Here is a 19,418-nt window from a genome sequence, read left to right on the forward strand (position 1 = left end):
TGAGCGCCGCCCGCCGCCAACGAAGGCCCGAGCACGTCGCGAAAGCCACTTTCGGGACGTCAGATGTCCCGAAAGTGGCTTTCGCGACATGCCACCCACGAGCCCGAAGCGGTCAGTAACGCCCGGCCGTCAACTCGTCGTACCCCGGGAAGTCCTCCGCCAGCGTCGCACCCGTGAAGTTCCCGACCCACCCGCCGTCGTCGTGGAAGAACCGGATGGACACGTAGTCGGGCCGTGTCCCCATGTCGAACCAGTGCGTGGTGTTCGCCGGCACGCTCAGCAGGTCCCCCGCCTCGCACAGCACCGCGTACACCTTGCCTCCGACGTGCAGGTAGAACACACCGGCTCCCCGCGCGAAGAAGCGGTCTTCGTCGTCGTCGTGGGTGTGCTCGGCGAGGAACTTCTGCCGGGCTTCGGCGGCCTCGGCCGACCAGCCGGGCTCGTCCGACGGGGTCATGCGCACGGCGTCCACGAACGTGTAGCCCTCGGCCGCCGAGACCTTGGCGATCGGCTCCTCGTAGGCCGCCAGCACCTGCTCGGGCGTCACTTCGCGCGGCAGATCCGGGACGAGGTCCCACCGTTCGAAGCGGACGCCGAGCCGCCCCAGTTCCCCGGTGATCACGGCCGGATCCTCGGTCCTGAGCGCGATCTCGCCGGGCCGGTCGTCCGGCCACACGGTCAGCAGGGTCATCGCACTCCCCTTTCTCCACCGACAAGTCTTGTCTCTACCCGGAACCGGAGCAACCACTCCAAACATTCCAGGCGATGGCGCGCGTGGCGCAGGTCATCGCCCCAGACGTAGATCCCGTGCCGCGCGACGATCACCGCCGGCGTGTCGGCCCGGAACCCCGCCTCGAACGCGTCACCGAGGACACGCATGTCCTGGCCGTTGGCGATCACCGGGATGGTCACCAGGTCGTCGTGCGCGGCGCGGCCGAAACCCTTGAGCATCTCCAGGTCCCGCAGTTCGACGCCGTCCGGCCAATGCTCGGCGGCCACCACCGGCGCGAGGGCGTGCACGTGGATCACCGCTCCCGCACCCGACACCGCCGCGATCCGGGCGTGCAGCCCGGCCTCGGCCGACGGCACCTTCTCCGGATGCGGCTGGTCGGCGACGGCCAGCCCGTCCTCGCCGACCACCACGACGTCGTCGCTGGTCAGCTCGCCTTTGTCCCGGCCGCTGACGGTGACGGCGACCCGTAGCGGATCGCGCCCGAGCACCACCGAGAGGTTGCCGGACGTCCCCCGCATCCAGCCCAGCCCGGCGAACCGGGCGGACTCCTCGGCCAGCGCACGTCCGGCGAGCTCCAGAAGACTCATCGAGGGACGACCTTCACCTCGTCGAACGTCCGGATCGTCCGGTGCGTCCCGAAATCGGCGTCGCCGAACGGTTCACCCTCGCGGGCGAGGCCGACGGTCTGCCAGCCGTCGGCGGCGGCCCCGTCGAGTTCGGCGGGGACGTCGGAGAAGAACACGATGTCACCCGGCTCGGCGTCCAGGGCGGAGGCGATCGCGCGGTACGACGGCGCCTCGCGCTTCGGCCCGGCGTTGACGGTGTCGAAATGCTTCTCGAACAGGCCGGTGACGTCGCCGTCGGTGGTCCGCGAGAACGACGCGATCTGCCCGGCGACCGAACCGGAGGAGAACACCGCGAGCCGCAGCCCGGACTCGTGCCACGACCGCAGCGCCGGGGCGACGTCGCCGAAGAACTCGGTCGTCAGGTCGCCCTCGGCGTACCCGCGCTGCCAGATGAGCCCCTGCAACGTCTTCAGCGGCGCGATCTTCCGATCCGCGTCCATCCAGCCGTGCAGCACCCGCACGACGTCCACTGTGGACGCGTCCGCCGGGAGCCCGCCGAGTTCCTTGATCTCGGCGACAGCGCGGGCGACTTCGGGGTCGTCCGGGTGGTCGTCGATCCACGGGCCCAGCCGCGGGCGCGCGTAGTCGTAGAGGGTCACGTGCACGTAGCTGGTGGCGGTCAGCGTGCCCTCGATGTCGAGGACCACCCATCGGGCGGTCAGCGTTGCGGTCACTGGTTCGCTTCCCCTTCTGCGTAGTACTCGCGGAGCCGTCCGGGCTCGAAGGCCCCGCGGTCGGTCACCACCGCGGTCACGAACCGCGGTGGTGTCACGTCGAAGGCCGGATAGTGCCCACGGACGCGTTCGCTGGCGACGCGGTGGCCGAGCGCGCTCAGCACCTCGTCGCCGTCGCGGTATTCGATCGGCACGTCGGCGCCGGTCGGTGCCGCCTGGTCGGGTGCTTGGACCATCGCGTAGAACGGCACGCCGAACGCCTCCGCCGCCACCGCGAGCCCCAGGGTGCCGATCTTGTTGACGACGTGGCCGTCCATGGTGACCCGGTCGGCCGCGGTCACCAGCGCGCCGACCTCGCCGGAGGACAGCACCGCGGCGCCCATCCCGTCGGTGATCAGCCGGGTCTCGGCGCCCATCTCGGCGAGCGTCTCGGCGGTCAGCCGCGCGCCCTGCAGGTACGGCCGGGTTTCCGTGCACAGGAAGGAGAACTCCTTGCCCTGCCGCCGCGCGGCGAGCACGAATTCGACCAGGTACAGGTCCGCCCAGCAATGCGTCAGCACGGTCGCCCCGGCCGGCACCAGCGTGGCCGCGTGCTCACCGAGCGCCCGGCTGCGCGACCGATACAGCTCGTCACCCGCCCGTGCCCCGGCCGTCGCGGCTTCGACGAGGTCGCCCGCCGATTTGTCCACTTCGGACAGTACGGCGGCCACGGCCTTGCGCAGATGGTTGTTGGTCTTGCGGGTCGCGACGATCCGCTCCCCTGCCCGCTCCAGGTACGCACGGGCGTCGGCGAGACCGGACGCCTCGCGGGCGGCGAGCACCATCGCGCCCAACGCGGCGAAGTACGGCCCGGAAGACTGCGTGACCATCTCTTCGATGGCCACCGCGACCTCTTCCGAAGTCCGGCAGAGCACCCATTCCCGTTCGAACGGGAACACCCGGCGGTCGAGGATGTGCACGCCTTCGTCGTCGATGCGGACGCTTTCGGCGAGGATCGGCAGCGTCATCAGCTGTACCCCGAAAGGCACGGCGGGATCCCGTTGAGGAAGTGGTCGCCGACCTCGCGCGCCTTGTACGTCACGGGGTCGTGCAGGGTCAGCGTGCGGGCGTTGCGCCAGAAGCGGTCGAAGCCGTACTTGGTCGCCGTCGCCCGCGCGCCGGTGAACTCGAAGACCTTGCTCGTGGTTTCGACCGCGACCCGGCTCGCGACGATCTTCGCCGACGAGATCGCGATGGCCGCTTCGGCGCGCTCGGCCGGGGTCAGCTCGAACCCGCGCTCGTCGGCCTCGCCGAGGGCGGAAACCGCGGCGTCGACGGCGAATCCGGCCGCCCTCGCCGTCGCGACCAGCTCGCCGTATCCGGCCAGCGTGTACGGATCCTGCGCCGCTTTGTCCACATCGGACAGTGTCCAGGGCCGCGCGGACTCCCGCGTGTAGACGGCCGCCGCGTCGAGCGCGCCGAACGCGAGGCCGACGTACACCTGCGCGAGCATGAGCTGGAAACCGATCGCGGCCAAGGAGATGCGGGGCACCTTCGGATCCGACTGGTCCTCCGGCTGGGCACCGAGCACGTCGTCCTCGTCGACGCGGACGGCCTCGAACCGCACCGCGCCGCTCGCGGTGAGCCGCTGGCCGATGTTGTCCCACTCACCGGGGAAGGTGATCCCGTCGGCCCGCGCGTCGACGACGAAGGTCAGCTTCTCGCCGTTGTCGGTCCTGGTCGCGCTGACCACCAGGCGATCCGCGACGGCCGCGCCGGTGGCGAAGGTCTTGGTGCCCTCGACGGTGAACCCGCCGTCGACCGGGGTCAGGAGCAGGGCGGCGTCGAGCGGATTGCTCACGCCCGCCCAGAACCACCCCGGTTCGCTCGCCGCGCGCGGCCCGAACAGGCCGGTGCGCCACAGCTGCAGGTAGTGGTAGCCGAGCAGATGGCCGACCGACGCGTCCGCGGCGGAGACGATCCGGGTGGCCTCGTTCGCGGCCGCCCAGCCGGCGGTGTCGAGCAGGGGCAGGAGCCCGGACTCTCGCAGCAGGCCGACTTCGTGCACCGGGAGGTTTCCGGCGAGATCCCGCTCGGCCGCGTCCGCCGCCAGGGTGCTCGCCAGCTCGTGGGCCGCCTTACGCCACACTTCGGTCATTCCGCCCCTTCCACGTCGATGAGAGCGTCGAGGGCGACACGAGTCGCCCTCGCCACCCCCTCGGCCACGACGTCGCGATGCGGGTCGTAGGCCGACGGGTCGGGGTGCTCGGGCCGCGCGTCACCGTCGATCACGAGCACACCACCGGCCCGCAGGCCGCGCAATGCCGCGAACACCAGCAACGTGGAGAGTTCCATCTCAATGGCGATCACCCGTGCGGCCAGGTACTCGGTCATCGGGAGGGTGAGCACCAGCGGGCTGAACGCGGCCCGCGTCCACACCACACCGCGGTGCGCCTCCGGTGCCGCGCGGCTCAGCGCCACGACGATCTCCGGGGTGGCGAACGCCGGGTACTCCGGGTGGATCAGCTGCTGGGTGACGCCGTCGTCGCGGACGGCGGCCTCGGCGATGACGAGATCACCGTCGACGATCCCCTCGGCCAGCGAACCGGCGGTGCCGAGCCGCAGGAAGGTGCGGACGCCCGCCTCGGCCAGCTCACCGAACTGGCACAACGCGCCAGGGCCGCCGACACCGTGCGACGACACGACGACCGGGACGCCCTTCCACGTGCCGGTGTAGCTGCGATATTCGCGGTTCTGGCCGACCAGGACGGCGTTCTCCAGCGATCCGGCCACCGCGGTCGCGCGGTCCGGGTCACCCACGACGAGCGCACGCGGCGGCAGTCCGTGCCGGGGGATCTTGGTGATGGGCAGGACGTCGCTCACGCGGGCTGTCCCTTCTTGCGTTTCAGGTTGGACAGGAACAGCGCCACGAGCGTGACGACATAGGGAGCGGCGTCGGTGGCCTGCTGCGGCAACCCGATTCCCTGGAGCCGGAACCCGAACGCCTCGGCGAGGCCGAACAGGAGTGCCGCGAGCAGCACGCCGAGCGGATGCGCGCGGCCCAGCATGACCGCGACGACGGCGATCCAGCCGCGGCCCGCGGTCATGTTCTCGGCGAAGAGCGTCACCGAGCCCAGTGCCAGCTGCGCGCCGCCGAGACCACACAGCGCTCCCCCGGCGAGGATCACCCCGTAGCGGTACTTGGTCACGTTGACGCCGAGACTGGACGCGGCCTCCGGGCGCTCCCCGACACCGCGCAGCCGCAGCCCCCACGGATGCCGGTACAGCAGCACCGCGAGCGCGGGTACGGCCAGCCAGGACAGGTAGACCAGCAACGATTGCCCGGGGATCGGCCCGAACTGGCCCAGCCCTCGCAACGACGGATCGCTGAACGAGCCTTCGGTGCCGAAGACGGTGCGGATCAGGAAGCTCGTCAGGCCGACCGCGAGCAGGTTGCTCGCGACGCCCAGGACGATCGGATCACCGTCGAAGGTGATCGAACCGATCGCGAGGATCAGCGAGTACGCCGTCGCCGCGATCACCGCCACGACGACGCCGGTCCACGCGCTCCCGGTGTACCAGCTCCCGGCGACGGCGCCGAAGCAGCCGACCAGCAGCGATCCTTCGAGCGAGATGTTGAAGACCCCGGCACGCTGGCACAGCGCCCCCGCGAGCGCGGCGAACAGGATCGGCGTCAACGCGGTGAGCGCCGAGGAGAACAGGCTCGCGTCGATCATGCCCGCCTCGCCTTCCGCTTGAAGACGCCCGAAGTCGCCGCCAGGAAGATGATCAGCACCGCCTGCAGGACCGCGGTCAGTTCGCGCGGGACCTGGGTGGCGCGTTCCATCGCGAACCCGCCGCTGGTCAGCGCCGCGAAGAAGACCGCCGCGAGCAGCGTCCCGAGCGGGCTGGCCCCGGCGAGCAGCGCCGCGAGCAGGCCGATCCAGGTGTACTGCGGCGTGATCAGCGCGCCGTCGATGAACCGGTACGGGAAACCGAGGACGGCGATCGCGCCGACCAGCCCGGCCGTCCCGCCCGAGGTGGCCAGCAGCCGCAGGGTGAGTTTCGGCCGGCCGATCCCGGCATAGGCGGCGAACCGCGGCGCCCAGCCGGTCACCTTCGTCTCGAAACCGGCGGGTGTGCGGGCGTCGATCACCGTGTAGACCGCGATGACCGCCACCACCAGGAAGATCCCGGTCGTCACGCCGTCGATCTCGGGCAGCCGCGCGCCTTCGGTCAGCTGCGGGCTCTGCGGCAGGCTGGATCCGGCGTCCTTCATCGGGAAGCGCACCAGATACCCGGCGAGCGACATCGCCGGATAGCTCAGCAACAGCGTGCTGATCAGCAACGGGACGCCGAGCCGGTTCTCGCAGACCGCGGCCAGCGCGGCGTACGCGGCTCCGGCGAGGACGCCCGCGAGCAGCGCGAGGATCACCTTGACCGGCCCGGGGCCGGGGACGTACAGGCCGACGGCGAGCGCGCTGACCGCGCCGAGCACGAGCTGTCCCTCACCGCCGAGGTTCACCATGCCCGCGCGCAGCGGGATCGCCAGCGCGGTCGCCATCCCCGCGACGGGGACGGCGTAGGCGAGGGTGTCGCCGATACCGTCGGGTCCGAACGCGCCGGAGACGATCGCGCCGTACGCGGCCAGCGGGTCGGTTCCGGTGGCGAGCAACAGGATCGCGCCGAGCCCGAGCGCGGCGGCGACCGGGACGGCGACGAGGCGGACGCGGGTCATCCGGCACCTCCGGCCATCGCGAGGCCGATCGTGTGCTGATCGGCCTCGTCCTTGGTGAACTCGGCGACGATCCGGCCTTCGAACAGCACCAGCACCCGATCCGACAACGCGAGGATCTCGCTGAGCTCGGCGGAGATCAGCAGGACGCCGTGCCCGGCGTCGCGATGGGCGACGAGCCGGGCGTGGATGTTCTCGATCGCGCCGACGTCGACCCCGCGCGTGGGCTGCTCTACCAGCAGGAACGGTGCGTCGTGGGTGAGTTCACGGCCGAAGATCGCCTTCTGCTGGTTGCCGCCGGACAGCGTGCCCATCGCGGCGGCAGGGCCGGAAGCGCGGACGTCGTAGTCCTCGATGATCGCCGACGCGTGCGCGTCGATCTCCTTGCGACGCAGGAATCCCTTGCGCGCCAACGGTCGCTTGCGGTGGAAGCCGACAGCCAGGTTCTCCCGGAGGCCCGCAGTGGGCGCGGAGCCGACCTCGGCGCGATCTTCCGGGACGTGGGCGAGCCCGGCGTCCCTTCGTGCGCGGACCGGCAGGCCGTCCAGCTTTTGTCCTTTGAGGACAATGGTGCCGCCGGTCTTCAGGAGACCGGTGATGGCGCCGGAGAGCTCGGCCTGCCCGTTACCCGCGACCCCGGCGACACCGACGATCTCCCCGGCGCGCACGGTCAGGGACACGTTGTCCAGCAACGGTTTTCCTTCCGTACCGGGAACTGTCAGGGAACGGGCTTCGAGGACGATGTCGCCGGGTGTGCCTGCCGGGTGGACGCGGTCGAGGTCGACCTCGCGTCCGGTCATCGCCGCGGCGAGCCCGGCGGCCGTCTGGTCGGCGGTGCGCCCGCGCGCGCTGACGCGGCCGTCCCGCAGCACCGTGACGTGGTCGCTGACGGCGAGGACCTCCTGGAGTTTGTGCGACACCAGCAGGATGGTGCGGCCTTCGGCGGCGAGGGCACGCAGCACGCCGAACAGCCGCTCGGTCTCGGGCGGGGTCAGCACCGCGGTGGGTTCGTCGAGGATCAGGACGCCGGCCTCGCGGTACAGCAGTTTGAGGATCTCGACGCGCTGGCGAAGTCCGACCGGCAGGTCGCGGACCCGGTCACCCGGTCGCAGCCGCAGTTCGTGCCGTTCGATCAGTTCGGTGACGCGGGCCGTCGCCGCCTTGCGGTCCAGCAGGCCGCGGCGGGTCGGTTCGCTGCCGAACACGACGTTCTCGGTGACGGTGAGTTCGCCGAACAACGCGAAACCCTGCTGCACCATGCCGACACCGGCGTCGATGGCCTGTGCGGGCGAGCCGAAGGAGACTTCCTCGCCGTGCAGACGGATCGTGCCCTCGTCGGGCCGGTGCAGACCGTAGAGCACGGACATGAGCGTCGATTTGCCCGCGCCGTTCTCGCCCATCAGGGCGTGGATCTCGCCCCTGCCGACGTCGAGGTCCACGTGGTCGTTCGCGAGCACTCCGGGGAACCGCTTGACGATCCCCCGGAGTGAGACGGCGTCAGGATTTGGCGGGGTCATCGACGACGATCGCGCCCGAGATGATCTGGTCCCGCAGTTCGCCGACCTTGGCCAGCACGTCGGGGTGGCTCGCGACGACACATTGCGACGTCGCGGCGTCGGGCTCCAGCCCGGTCAGGGAGATGCCCTTCTCCTTGAGGCCGTAGGACTTCGTCTCGCCGGTCTTGCCGCCGAGGATCGCGTCGACCCCGTCGCCGACGACGACGTTGGTGCGCTTGATGACGTTGTCCACGACCTGTCCAGGACTGGCCGGGCACTGGTTGGCGTCGACGCCGAACGCGAAGAACCCGCCCTGTTTGGCCGCCTCGAACACGCCGAGGTTGCCCGCCGCGGAGGCCGCGCCCATGACGTGGTCGACGCCCTGGCCGGCGAGCGTGCCGGCCAGCGCCTTCGCGCGGGCCGGGTCGTTGAACGGGTTCGCGCCGCCGATGAACAGCGGGGCCAGCGTGGTGCCGGGTTTGGCCTTCTCGGCGCCCTGCCCGAAGGGGATCGAGTACCGGCGGAACTGGGGCGCGTCGAGTACGACGACCGCGCCGACCTTGCCGCTCTTGCTCAGCAGCCCGGCCTCGGCCCCGGCGAGGTAGCTGCCCTCGTGCTCGCGGAACACCGCGCAGGTGACGTTCGGGAACGGCTTCGTCGTGCAGGAGTCCACGAAGAGGAACTTCTGCTCGGGGTTGCGTTCGGCCTCGGCCGCGATCGCGTCGGCGAAGTTGAAACCGACGGCGACGATCACGGCGGGCTTCTCGCGCACCGCGGCCGCGAGGTTCTGCTGGATCGACGCCGGATCGGTGCTCTGGTACACCTTCTGCGTCCCGTTGTGCTTCTTGGCCGAGTCCTCGATGCCCTGGACGGCGAGCTTGAGGAAGTCGTTGACGCCGACCGGGCTCGGCGTGATCAGGACCAGCGCGGGACCGGCGGCGTTCTGGGCGGCCGGGTCCTTGGCCGAGGCGTTGCACGCGGCGAGGAGCGTGACGGCGGAAACGGCCATGACGGCCCGCAGGAGGGTTCTCGGCGACATGTCCCGGACTTTATGTCTCCGGTCCACGATATGACACCGAGTCCCACCATGCGGGACCGTGTAGGTCGTTATACATCTCCAGGGTCGGCGCCGAGGACCGACGCATGTCTCGGCCGATGAAGACCGGCGGTGCGGCGCAGGGTGAACCGGTCGATCTCGGCGCCGTCGTTGCGCAGTGTCCGCACGGTCAGCGTCGTCCGGCGGCCGGGCCAGGCGGGCTCGACGTCGATCGCGAGGAACGAGTAGCCGGTGTAGCGCACCCGCGACCAGGACACAGTCTCGGTCACCTTCTCACCGCCCTCGACCCAGTGGTAGGACTGGAACTCCCCCGCGAACGTGTCGGGCACCGGGAAGCTGTAGAGACTCTTTCCGCCGCCACCACAAGTCGCGTACACGGTGCCGTCGCGGTCCGGCTCGACCGTGTCGCCGATCTTCACCTCGCGGGTCACCTTGCCGCCGCGCAGGGCGTCGGTGCGCTCGTAGATGTGGTTGTGGCCGTTGATCACGAGGTCGACGCGGTACTCGTCGAACAACGGGACCCACTGCTCGCGGACGCCGCCCTCGGAGGCGTGCTGATTGGTCGTCGAGTAGGCACAGTGATGGAAGAACACCACGACGAAGTCGACGTCCGGCTGCGACCGCAGATACCGCAGGCGGCGCTTGAGCCACGCCGTCTGGGAGCCGTGCGAATAGCCGAGATTGGCGGGGATCTCGTAGGAGACGTCGTTGGCGTCGAGCGAGATCACCCCGACGTTGCCGTAGATGAACGAGTACACGCTCGGGCAGTCGTGCGGACCGCTGCCGGGGAAGTCCCAGCGTTTGACCTGGCCGCCGTAGCCGTCGGGCGAGTAGAGGGCCTCCATGTCGTGATTGCCGGTGGTGACCATCCACGGCACGGACGCGGCGACACCCTCGATCTGCCGGTAGTAGGCGTCCCAGACCTTGGGGTCGAAGAGGTCGTGGTCAGCGTCGGGCTTGTTACCGGGCGGTTTGCCCGCTCCGCTCGGGTCGGCGTACGCGATGTCGCCCGCCAGCAGATGGAAACGCGGGTTCTGCCGTGCGACCGCACCGTCCTGCGCGAGCGCCGTCGTCGAAACGCCCTGGTCACCGAACGCGGTGAAGGTGAACTTGCCCGCCGGAACCCCCCGGGCGGGCGCGGTGGTGAACGTCGAGATCGCGGCGGGCCCGCCGTCGCCCGACGCCGGGTCGAAACCCTCGTGACCGACGGCGTACCGGTAGGTGTGACCGGGCCACAGGTGATCGGCCTCGGCGTGCAGGTAGTACTGGTCGTACGGCGCGATGACCCCGGCGACCTCGGAATGCAGCGCGCGGACCTCGGCCGGGATGCGGTGACTCCAGCCGCCGTGGCTGTCGGCGATGCGCAGGAACGGCTTCCGCACCGGCGCCGGCACCTGCCACGCGACCCGCATCGACGTCCGCGGATTCCGGCCGAACGCGAGATGCCGCCCCGCCGGGACGACCTTGTCGCCGTCGGCGTACGCGGTGCCCTGCAAGAGAAGCGGTCCGGCGGCGAGGACGGCGCCCTTGAGGATCGTGCGGCGGCTCAGGTACTCGTGTTGCTCGGCCATCGTGAGGTGCGAGGCCAGCGCGTCGGGAACACCGACCCTGGGGATTTCCATACGCGGGATGGTCGCCGACGGATGTGTTCGGCTCACGACGACGAGACGAACGGGAGTGGTCGAACTGTCCATCATGGACTCAAGGCTTCCCCAAGCGCCCTTTACCTTCCCGCCTCCCGCCGCATTTAGCCGACTAATTGCTTGCGCATTTAGTCGAATAAATGCGTTCCTTGCGCGGCCTTCACGAGTGCCGATGCCACGAGCGTTGCGGCCCCGCCAGCAGCCGCGCGCTTAATCGACCAAATACAGTCCATCTTCTTTGCGTGATCTCCCGACACGGCGGCATCACCCTTCAGTGTTGTTCGCACGTTTCGCTTGTCGCTTAAAATTACGAACACCTGTTCGATGAATTTCGGTATTATGGAGGCGTGTCCGAGACCTTCCTCCCCGAGTTGCCGCAGGAGTTGTGGCGTGCCGGCAAGCTGGAGCTTGCCCACGGTGTGCAGCAGTCGTTGCAGGTGATTCGGATGGCCACCGCGGGTTTGGGGCGGTTTCTGGCGGAGGTCGAGTCCCGGGGCGCGAAAGACTTGTTCGGGCACGGGACTACGGCGAGTTGGTTCGCGGAGATGGCGGGGTTGTCGCGGGCCGAGGCGGGTGCGGTGGTGAAGCGGGCGGTCGCTTTGAATCCAACGCGGAACCTGGATGGCACCGAAGCCCCGGCCGTGGCACCCGAGACCGCCGCGGTCGCTGCCGAGGGCCTGGTCGGGGATGAGCGGATCGACCAGATCCTGGAGATCTTGAAGAGACTCCCCGCCGACACCTCCGCCGAAGATAAGGCGGTCGCGGAGAAGATCCTCGCCGAGTTGGCCCCGACCGCTAGTCCGCAGCAGCTCGCCAAGGCCGAGGCGAACCTCCTGGGCTGGCTGGACCCCGACGGCAACGAACCCCAAGACCCCGAACCCAAACAACCACGCCGCGAAATCACCCTGGAACGCCGCCGGGACGGCTTCTGGAAACTCACCGGCCTCCTCGATGACGAGACCGGCGCCCGCACCGCCGCCGCCCTGGAGGCCTACGCCCAACCACGGCCGGTGGACGAGTTCGGCCAGGCCGATCTTCGGATGAAATGCGAACGCCTGGGCGACGCCTGGGCCGAACTCCTCGACCTAGCCATCGCGTGCCCCGACCAACCCGGAACCAGCGGCTACCGCACCCTCGTGAACGTCACCATCGGACTCGACGAACTCAAATCCGGCCTCGGCACCGCCTGCCTCGACTTCGTCGGAACGATGACCGCCCGCGAAGCCCGACTCGCCGCCTGCGACTGCCTGATGTTGCCGGTCGTGATGAGCGCCGCCGGAGAACCCCTCGACGTGGGTCGGCTACGACGCTTCGTCACCCCAGGCCAGAGACGGGCACTCAACATCCGCGACGGCGGCTGCGCCTTCCCCGGATGCCATCGGAAACCCAAGAATTGCCACGCTCATCATATTGAGCACTGGGTGGACGGCGGACCGACAGATCTCCGAAATCTCGTGCTGCTGTGCGGATTCCACCACCGGCTGATCCACCACGGTGACTGGGAAGTCCGCATAGCCGCCGACGGATTACCGGAATTCATCCCACCCCAATACCGAGATCCGCTCCGACAACCCCGCCGCAACACCCTGCACCACCGCTGAACCCGAGGAGCCCGCCAGCCACACCGGCGACGGGCCCCTCGGCATGCCCGCAGGACGCCACCGTCGTTGACGAAGGATTCGGGACACTCAACGTCCCAAATCCTTCATCAACGACCGAGGCAGGCATCGTGGATGCGGAACCCGAGCACCCATCACCGAAAACCTCGTGACCGGACCGATCACGCAAGACTGTGTGGGTTTCGGGACATCAGATGTCCCGAAACCCACACAGTCCTATCGCCAATGGACCAGTCACGACCGAAAGAGCGGACGCTCAACGTCCCTTGATCAAGACCAACAGTCGACCCGGACCGATCACGCACAACCGTGTGGATTCCGCGCCATCCAACACCCAAATCCGCCTCGAAGACGAGGATCTCCGTTTCAGGAAGATCCGCCACTTCTCGGAAGGTCACCCTGCAAGTCACCGGGCGGCAGCCTGCTCCAGATCTCGCACACCAGAGAGGCGCCTCACCCGAACGCGGAACTAACGCTCACCTCGGACCGTCCGCCGCAGCTTCGGCACCCGCTCGTACAACGTCCGCTCCGCCCCACGCTGTGTCGGCTCGTAGTAGTCCCGTCCCACCAGCTCGTCCGGCGGATACTGCTGCGCCAGAACACCTTCCGGCACCTTTTGCGGATGCCGGTAGCCCTTCGCGTTGCCGAGTTTCTCGGCCCCCGCGTAATGCCCGTCCCGCAGATGCGGCGGCACCGTCCCGATCCGCCCGGACCGGACGTCGCTGAGCGCGGCGTCGATACCGGTGATGATGGCGTTCGACTTCGGCGCCGTCGCCAGGTGCACGGTCGCCTGCGCCAGCGCGAGACGGCCTTCCGGCATGCCGATGAACTGCACCGCGTGCGCCGCCGCGATGGCCGACTGCAACGCCGTCGGATCGGCCATGCCGATGTCCTCGCTCGCGTGCACGACCAGACGCCGGGCCAGGAACCGCGGATCCTCCCCCGCCTCGATCATCCGCGCCAGGTAGTGCAGCGCGGCGTCCACATCGGACCCTCGGATGGATTTGATGAACGCGCTGATGACGTCGTAGTGCTGATCGCCGTCGCGGTCGTAGCGCACCGCCGCCTTGTCCACTGTGGACTCGACGATGGCGAGGTCGATCGTCTTGGCCTCGGTCGCGCTCGCCGCGTCCGCGGCCGCTTCCAGCGCGGTGAGCGCGCGCCGCGCGTCACCGGAGGCCAGCCGCACCAGATGTTCCCGCGCGTCTTCGGTCAGCGTGAGTTCGCCGCCGAGACCCCGTTCGTCGGCCATCGCGCGCTCGATCAGCGCGACGATGTCGGCGTCGGTCAGCGGCCGCAGCTGCAGCACCAGCGACCGCGACAGCAGCGGCGAGACGACGGAGAACGACGGGTTCTCCGTGGTGGCCGCCACCAGCAGCACCGTCCGGTCCTCGACGGCGCCGAGCAGGGCGTCCTGCTGGGTCTTGGAGAACCGGTGGACCTCGTCGATGAACAGCACCGTGTTCTCGGCGTTGTAGTTCCGGCGGCGGCGGGCCTCCTCGATGACCCCGCGCACCTCTTTCACCCCGGCCGACAGCGCGGACATCGCCACGAAGCGGCGGCCGGTCGCGGCCGAGACGAGGTTCGCCAGCGTGGTCTTGCCCGTGCCCGGCGGGCCGTAGAGCAGCACGGAAGCCGGAGCCGCGCCTTCGACGAGCCGGCGCAGCGGCGCGCCCTCACGCAGCAGGTGCTGCTGCCCGACGACCTCGTCGAGCGACCGCGGCCTCATCCGCACCGCCAGCGGCGAGCCCGCCGGGACGGCGACGTCCCTCGGCTCGGCCGGCTCCGGCGGCGGCCCGAGGTCGGGGTTCACGGTGAAGAGTTCGTCCTGTGCCACGGTGTCGACGGTAGCCGCACCCACCGACGGTTCCGGCCACAGGTCAGCGCAGCCGCTCCCGGAACGCGTGCCACATGATCACGGCCGCGTACGGCACGAACTCGCGGCCGCGCCGCCACACCCACGGGATGCCCTTGAGCACCAGCCAGCCGACGTGCCCGGCGGTACTCGGCTCCACGCCTCCCGAGCAGGTCAGGCTGACCGGCCGCGGCACCGCGAACCCGGCCTCGGCCAGCCGTTCGGTGAATCCGGTCGCCAGCATCCGGTGACCGAGTTCCGACGGGTGCAGCCGGTCGACGCTCCACGCGGTGAGGTCGTAGGCGCCGGGCAGCAGTTCGAGGTCGAGACACGGCACGCCTTCGCGTTGGACGACCTCGTCGATGGCGGCGTTCAGTTCGGCCACCCGCTGGCTCAACGCCCGCCGCAGCGACTGCGGAAGGCGGAACACCTTGCCGTGGTCGTGGTACCGCACCGGGACCACGGTGGTGCCGACGGCGGCCAGGGCGTGGATCACCTCGGTGAGGTCCGCGGCGATCTTCTCGGCGCTGAAATCGGGGCGCAGCGTGTCGTTCATGCCCGCCACCACCAGCGCGACGTCCGGCCGGTGCGCGACGGCCGCGGGGAGCTGCTTCGTCAGTACACAGCCCATACGCGCGCCGGTGAACGACGGGTTCAGGTAGCCGTCCGGCTCGACACCCAGCGCCTCGGCGACGAGCGGGCCGACCCCGCGCCAGCCGCCTCGGTCCGGCAGCGGGTCGCCAAGGCCCACGGCCGTGGAATCGCCGAGCACGACCAGTCTGCGCGCCGACCGCGGTACGGCGGGCGCGGGAGGAAGGAGAGGTTCGGGACTCGGAGTGACTTCGACACTGATCACGGTCACGGTAGCCACCATCGGCCACGCAGACTCACCCGTGGTGATGCCTGGGTAACGCGGTGAGGACGGTCGAGCGAAAAGTCCGTGCGGCGGTTACCGGAACGCCGGATAGAAGGCGAGATCCGCGTGCGGCCCCAGCCTCGCGCCGAGTGCGGCGGCGACCCTGGTGGCGTGCTCGGAGATGTGGGTCAGGCGGGCGCGCAGCGAATGTTTGGCCAGCTCCCGCCACCAGGTCACCAGCGCGGCCTCCCGGCTGATCGGCGTGGCGTGCCGGTCCAGGTCCAGCTCCGGGAGAATCTCCCAGGTGATGACCCACAGCAGGAGCAACTGACCGTCCATCAGGTGCTCGGCCAGCGCGTCCTCGTCCGCGAGCCCGGGCCAGACCGAGACGACCTCGGCCCGCCAGGCCGCGATCATCGCCTCGCTCATCCCCGGCGGCAGCGCCAGCGCGTCCTCGCTCGACGCGAACGGGAGCCGCAGATACGCAGCGTCCATCAGCGTGCTGCGCACCCGGCCGCGTTCGAAGTCGAGGAACCGCACTCCCCCGCTGGTCACGAGGTTGTTGTCCGGGCTGAGATCCACGGGGCTGAACGCGCGGTACGACGGCGAACCCGCCCGCTCGGCGACCTCCATGACCCGCCGCTGCACCGGCTCCGGCGTCTCGACGTCGAGCAGTTCCTCCAGCAGTCCCGGCAACTGGGCACAGACCGCGGGCAGCGGCGCGTCCTCGTTCTTGACCGGGCCGCCGAGACGGCGCAGCAGCGCGTTGAAATCGGGCTCGCGGCTCGCCGTGCTCGCGTGCAGCCTGCCCAGCGAGCGGGCCCAGGACAGCAGCGCGCGTTCGGCTCCGCGTGCGTCCCGCGCGTGGAGCTTGTCGTGCAGCGTCGGGACGCCGCCGAGGTCCTCGATCACCAGGACACGGTCCCGGCCGTCGTGGGCCAGCAGCTCCGGGCACATGCGGTCTTCCGGCGCGAGCGCGGTGAACAGCTGGTAACTGACCGCCTCCTGCGCGAACGGGTCGGGCCGTCCCGGTTCGGGCGGATCGGGGTAGTGCTTGATGACCAGGGTGCGCGGCAGCGCGAACGGCGACGACGCCACCCGCGCCCGCACGACCGTCGCCGGGCCACTGCCGGCGAGGTCTTCGGGGGCGACGAGGGTGATCGCGCTGCCGAATCGGCGCGAGAGGACCGACTCGCCGGCGGCGACCGCGGCCGCGATGGCGAGGGTTTCGGCTCCAGCTCCGACGGTCGAATCGTCGGCAGAGGAGGTATCGACTGTCATTGCCACCGACCCTACTCGTGACTGAGCAACCATGACCACTGAGATCCGGGCAATCGCGCGCACTGGCGCGATCTGGGACTCATCCGCGTGAAAGCGGACGTTCCGTCACCCTCGATCGTTGCCCACGACGGCGCAATGTCAGCACAATGGCCGCAGCTGCAACGATTCCGATGAGATTGACCAGCAGCTGACCGGCCGAATAAAGGCACCGTTCCCACTGACCGGCAACCGCCGCGACCACCGCGTAACCCGCCGCGGGAACCGTCGTCACCGAGATGAACACGCCGACGAGCGCGGCGGATTTGGCCGAAGTCATGGAAAGCATCCCGGCCGCCCCGGCGAGCAGCGCGACGATCAGCGACGCGATTCCCACCTGGTAAACGAAATCGACCTCGTGGTTGTCGGCGAGCTTGCTGACCTCCAGCACGCCGGTGGCGTTACCCACCAGGACCACACCGAGCGTGATCACCATCGCGATCGGGAAGCCGCCGAGCAGTGCGACGGCGCCCTGCTTCACAAGATCTCGCCGGCGCAGCACCAGACCGACCGCGATGGCCGCCAGCGGGCCGAATTCCGGCCCCACGACCATCGCGCCGACGATGGTGACCGCCGAGTTCGTGATGACGCCGACCGCCGCCAGCAGGCACGCGATGGTCAGGAACGCCTGAAATGTCCAGGTGAGGCGCGACTCCTCGCCGGTGCGGCCAACGAGTTCCTGCCACACCACCGCGTCCGCGGCCTCACCCGGCGCGGCCTCCTCCGCCTTGTCGGCGGCATCGGACACCGCGGTGTCCAGCGCTTCCAGCGTGATCCCGCCGGTGTGGTCGAGGTCGAGACCGCACAGCGACTCGACGATGTCGTCGGTCGCCTCGCGCGCGATGTCCGCCTCGATCAGGTCGCCTTCGGGCGCGACCGCCACCCCCCGGTGCACCACGAGGTGCGCCGTCCCGGCGTGTGCCCGCAGGATCCGGATCGCTTCTTCGGTCCGGTCCGGCGGGCACACGGCCCTGAGATGGAGCATCAGTTCTGGACGGGCGGGGCGGGCTTGGCGTCGATGCCCGCCTCCTTGCGCTGCTCCGCGGTGATCGGCGCGGGAGCCGCGGTCAGCGGGTCGAACCCGCCACCGGTCTTCGGGAACGCGATGACGTCACGCAGCGACTCGGCCTTGGCCAGCAGCATGACGATCCGGTCCCAGCCGAACGCGATCCCGCCGTGCGGCGGCGGGCCGAAGGCGAAGGCGTCGAGCAGGAAGCCGAACTTCTCCTGCGCCTCCTCCTCGGACAGGCCCATCAGCTCGAAGACCTGCTTCTGCAGCTCCTGCTGGTGGATACGGATCGAGCCGCCGCCGATCTCGTTGCCGTTGCAGACGATGTCGTAGGCGTAGGCCAGCGCGTTGCCGGGGTCGTCGGCGAGTTTGCCGATCCACTCCGGGGTCGGCGAGGTGAAGGCGTGGTGCAGGGCCTTCCACTTGCCGCCGCCGACCGCGACGTCGTCGGACTCCTCGGCCGAGATGAACATCGGGAAGTCGACGACCCAGACGAACGACCAGGCGTTCTCGTCGATCAGGCCGAGCCGGCTGCCGATCTCCAGCCGGGTGGCGCCCAGGAGCGCACGCGCGTCGGCCGGCTTGCCCGCGGCGAAGAAGATGCAGTCGCCGGGCTTGGCGCCGGCGGCTTCGGCGACCGTCTCGCGCTCCTTCTCCGACAGGTTCTTCGCGACCGGCCCGCCGAGCGTGCCGTCCTCGTTGACGAGGATGTACGCGAGGCCGCGGTGGCCACGCTGCTTGGCGAAGTCCTGCCAGGCGTCGAGGGTGCGGCGCGGCTGGTCGGCCCCGCCCGCCATCACGACGGCGCCGACGTACGGCGCCTGGAACACGCGGAACGGGGTGTCGGCGAAGAACGCCGTCATGTCGGTGAGTTCGAGGTCGAAGCGCAGGTCCGGCTTGTCCGAACCGTACTTCTCCATCGCCTCGGCGTAGGTGATGCGGCGGAACGGCCGGGGGATCTCGGCGCCGATCAGCTTCCACAGCGCCGTCACGATGTCCTCGCCGAGCGCGATGACGTCGTCCTGCTCGACGAAGCTCATCTCGATGTCGAGCTGGGTGAACTCCGGCTGCCGGTCGGCGCGGAAGTCCTCGTCCCGGTAGCAGCGCGCGATCTGGTAGTACCGCTCCAGGCCGCCGACCATGAGCAGCTGCTTGAACAGCTGCGGCGACTGCGGGAGCGCGTACCAGGAGCCGGGCTTGAGCCGGGCGGGGACCACGAAGTCGCGGGCACCCTCGGGGGTGGAGCGGGTCATGGTCGGGGTCTCGACCTCGACGAACTCCTGCGCGTGCAGTACCTCGCGGGCCGCGCGGTTCACCTCGCTGCGCAGGCGCATCGCGGCCGCGGGGCCGCTGCGGCGCAGGTCGAGGTAGCGGTGCTTGAGCCGCACTTCCTCGCCGACGTCGACCCGGTCGTCGATCGGGAACGGCAGCACGGCGGCCTCGGACAGCACCTCGAGCTCGGTGGCCAGCACCTCGATCTCGCCGGTGGGGATCTCGGTGTTGGCGTTGCCTTCCGGCCGCGTCGAGACCTCGCCGACGATGCGGACGCAGTATTCGGAGCGCAGCTGGTGGGCGCGCTCGGCCATCTCGCCCTCACGGAAGACGACCTGGCTCACGCCGCTGGCGTCACGTAGATCGATGAAGATGACGCCGCCGTGATCGCGCCGCCGGGCCACCCATCCGGTGAGGGTGACCGTCTGACCGGCGTGCTCGGCACGCAAGGTGCCGGCTTTGTGGGTGCGAAGCACTGCGGGTGCTCTCCTTCGGCATCACGATTCTGCGATTCGACGGTTTTTCGCCGACGTCAAAGGCTAACGAA

The 19,418-nt window shown here is 69.8% G+C and carries 17 protein-coding genes; 1 reads left to right on the forward strand and 16 read right to left on the reverse strand.

The genetic code is table 11. From position 1 onward, the window contains the following. Nucleotides 1-112: 112 nt before the first annotated feature. From NQK81_RS08625 to NQK81_RS08675, 11 genes are all read right to left on the reverse strand, one after another. Nucleotides 113-691, reverse strand: a complete 579-nt coding sequence (locus NQK81_RS08625) for a 1,2-dihydroxy-3-keto-5-methylthiopentene dioxygenase (RefSeq protein WP_257487772.1) — start codon at nucleotides 689-691, stop codon at nucleotides 113-115. After that, a complete protein-coding gene (gene mtnB, locus NQK81_RS08630; protein WP_126731667.1) occupies nucleotides 688-1,320 on the reverse strand; it encodes a methylthioribulose 1-phosphate dehydratase in 633 nt (210 codons plus the stop codon). The genes NQK81_RS08625 and mtnB overlap by 4 nt, the downstream gene beginning before the upstream one ends. Then, on the reverse strand, nucleotides 1,317-2,033 hold the full coding sequence (gene mtnC / locus NQK81_RS08635) for an acireductone synthase (protein ID WP_257487773.1): 717 nt from the start codon (nucleotides 2,031-2,033) through the stop codon (nucleotides 1,317-1,319). Before mtnC ends, mtnB begins: the two co-directional genes overlap by 4 nt. Next, nucleotides 2,030-3,040, reverse strand: coding sequence for a s-methyl-5-thioribose-1-phosphate isomerase (locus tag NQK81_RS08640; RefSeq protein WP_257489723.1), 1,011 nt, complete (start codon nucleotides 3,038-3,040; stop codon nucleotides 2,030-2,032). Before NQK81_RS08640 ends, mtnC begins: the two co-directional genes overlap by 4 nt. Then, on the reverse strand, nucleotides 3,040-4,170 hold the full coding sequence (locus NQK81_RS08645; protein WP_257487774.1) for an acyl-CoA dehydrogenase family protein: 1,131 nt from the start codon (nucleotides 4,168-4,170) through the stop codon (nucleotides 3,040-3,042). Before NQK81_RS08645 ends, NQK81_RS08640 begins: the two co-directional genes overlap by 1 nt. Continuing rightward, a complete protein-coding gene (locus NQK81_RS08650) occupies nucleotides 4,167-4,895 on the reverse strand; it encodes a nucleoside phosphorylase (RefSeq protein WP_257487775.1) in 729 nt (242 codons plus the stop codon). The genes NQK81_RS08645 and NQK81_RS08650 overlap by 4 nt, the downstream gene beginning before the upstream one ends. Then, nucleotides 4,892-5,749: an ABC transporter permease gene (locus NQK81_RS08655; RefSeq protein WP_257487776.1), complete on the reverse strand. Its 858-nt coding sequence runs from the start codon at nucleotides 5,747-5,749 to the stop codon at nucleotides 4,892-4,894. The genes NQK81_RS08650 and NQK81_RS08655 overlap by 4 nt, the downstream gene beginning before the upstream one ends. Next, the gene (locus NQK81_RS08660; protein ID WP_257487777.1) at nucleotides 5,746-6,750 is read right to left on the reverse strand and encodes an ABC transporter permease; all 1,005 of its coding nucleotides are present in this window, start codon (nucleotides 6,748-6,750) and stop codon (nucleotides 5,746-5,748) included. Before NQK81_RS08660 ends, NQK81_RS08655 begins: the two co-directional genes overlap by 4 nt. Further along, a complete protein-coding gene (locus tag NQK81_RS08665; protein WP_257487778.1) occupies nucleotides 6,747-8,264 on the reverse strand; it encodes an ABC transporter ATP-binding protein in 1,518 nt (505 codons plus the stop codon). The genes NQK81_RS08660 and NQK81_RS08665 overlap by 4 nt, the downstream gene beginning before the upstream one ends. After that, nucleotides 8,245-9,282 carry a BMP family ABC transporter substrate-binding protein gene (locus NQK81_RS08670; protein ID WP_257487779.1) on the reverse strand — a complete coding sequence of 346 codons (1,038 nt, stop codon included), beginning with the start codon at nucleotides 9,280-9,282 and terminating at the stop codon, nucleotides 8,245-8,247. Before NQK81_RS08670 ends, NQK81_RS08665 begins: the two co-directional genes overlap by 20 nt. Nucleotides 9,283-9,350: 68 nt before the next feature. Continuing rightward, nucleotides 9,351-10,922: a purple acid phosphatase family protein gene (locus NQK81_RS08675; protein WP_257487780.1), complete on the reverse strand. Its 1,572-nt coding sequence runs from the start codon at nucleotides 10,920-10,922 to the stop codon at nucleotides 9,351-9,353. Between the two features lie 368 nt (nucleotides 10,923-11,290). Here NQK81_RS08675 and NQK81_RS08680 point away from each other — a divergent pair, with 368 nt between their 5' ends. Next, complete coding sequence (locus tag NQK81_RS08680; protein WP_257487781.1) at nucleotides 11,291-12,544, forward strand: HNH endonuclease signature motif containing protein; 1,254 nt, start codon at nucleotides 11,291-11,293, stop codon at nucleotides 12,542-12,544. 487 nt (nucleotides 12,545-13,031) lie between these two features. Here the strand turns inward: NQK81_RS08680 and NQK81_RS08685 are convergent, their stop codons facing one another. The 5 genes from NQK81_RS08685 to aspS form a co-directional block, all read right to left on the reverse strand. After that, complete coding sequence (locus NQK81_RS08685; protein WP_257487782.1) at nucleotides 13,032-14,399, reverse strand: replication-associated recombination protein A; 1,368 nt, start codon at nucleotides 14,397-14,399, stop codon at nucleotides 13,032-13,034. A gap of 43 nt (nucleotides 14,400-14,442) precedes the next feature. Next, a complete protein-coding gene (locus NQK81_RS08690; RefSeq protein WP_257487783.1) occupies nucleotides 14,443-15,291 on the reverse strand; it encodes an SGNH/GDSL hydrolase family protein in 849 nt (282 codons plus the stop codon). A gap of 75 nt (nucleotides 15,292-15,366) precedes the next feature. Then, complete coding sequence (locus NQK81_RS08695) at nucleotides 15,367-16,554, reverse strand: phosphotransferase (RefSeq protein ID WP_192745310.1); 1,188 nt, start codon at nucleotides 16,552-16,554, stop codon at nucleotides 15,367-15,369. Between the two features lie 79 nt (nucleotides 16,555-16,633). Continuing rightward, nucleotides 16,634-17,575, reverse strand: a complete 942-nt coding sequence (locus tag NQK81_RS08700) for a DUF389 domain-containing protein (protein ID WP_257487784.1) — start codon at nucleotides 17,573-17,575, stop codon at nucleotides 16,634-16,636. Beyond that, on the reverse strand, nucleotides 17,575-19,347 hold the full coding sequence (gene aspS, locus NQK81_RS08705; RefSeq protein ID WP_257487785.1) for an aspartate--tRNA ligase: 1,773 nt from the start codon (nucleotides 19,345-19,347) through the stop codon (nucleotides 17,575-17,577). The genes NQK81_RS08700 and aspS overlap by 1 nt, the downstream gene beginning before the upstream one ends. Nucleotides 19,348-19,418: the final 71 nt, after the last annotated feature.

Origin of the sequence: Amycolatopsis roodepoortensis, from assembly GCF_024628825.1 — a bacterium.
GTDB lineage: Bacteria > Actinomycetota > Actinomycetes > Mycobacteriales > Pseudonocardiaceae > Amycolatopsis > Amycolatopsis roodepoortensis.

Coding starts and splice junctions, on each gene's coding strand:
- NQK81_RS08655 (WP_257487776.1), bottom strand. CDS start 5,749: ATGATCGACGCGAGCCTGTTCTCCTCGGCGCTCACCGCGTTGACGCCG.
- NQK81_RS08690 (WP_257487783.1), bottom strand. CDS start 15,291: ATGGTGGCTACCGTGACCGTGATCAGTGTCGAAGTCACTCCGAGTCCC.
- NQK81_RS08640 (WP_257489723.1), bottom strand. CDS start 3,040: ATGACGCTGCCGATCCTCGCCGAAAGCGTCCGCATCGACGACGAAGGC.
- NQK81_RS08645 (WP_257487774.1), bottom strand. CDS start 4,170: ATGACCGAAGTGTGGCGTAAGGCGGCCCACGAGCTGGCGAGCACCCTG.
- mtnB (WP_126731667.1), bottom strand. CDS start 1,320: ATGAGTCTTCTGGAGCTCGCCGGACGTGCGCTGGCCGAGGAGTCCGCC.
- NQK81_RS08675 (WP_257487780.1), bottom strand. CDS start 10,922: ATGGAAATCCCCAGGGTCGGTGTTCCCGACGCGCTGGCCTCGCACCTC.
- NQK81_RS08700 (WP_257487784.1), bottom strand. CDS start 17,575: ATGCTCCATCTCAGGGCCGTGTGCCCGCCGGACCGGACCGAAGAAGCG.
- NQK81_RS08695 (WP_192745310.1), bottom strand. CDS start 16,554: ATGACAGTCGATACCTCCTCTGCCGACGATTCGACCGTCGGAGCTGGA.
- NQK81_RS08665 (WP_257487778.1), bottom strand. CDS start 8,264: ATGACCCCGCCAAATCCTGACGCCGTCTCACTCCGGGGGATCGTCAAG.
- NQK81_RS08625 (WP_257487772.1), bottom strand. CDS start 691: ATGACCCTGCTGACCGTGTGGCCGGACGACCGGCCCGGCGAGATCGCG.
- NQK81_RS08670 (WP_257487779.1), bottom strand. CDS start 9,282: ATGTCGCCGAGAACCCTCCTGCGGGCCGTCATGGCCGTTTCCGCCGTC.
- NQK81_RS08660 (WP_257487777.1), bottom strand. CDS start 6,750: ATGACCCGCGTCCGCCTCGTCGCCGTCCCGGTCGCCGCCGCGCTCGGG.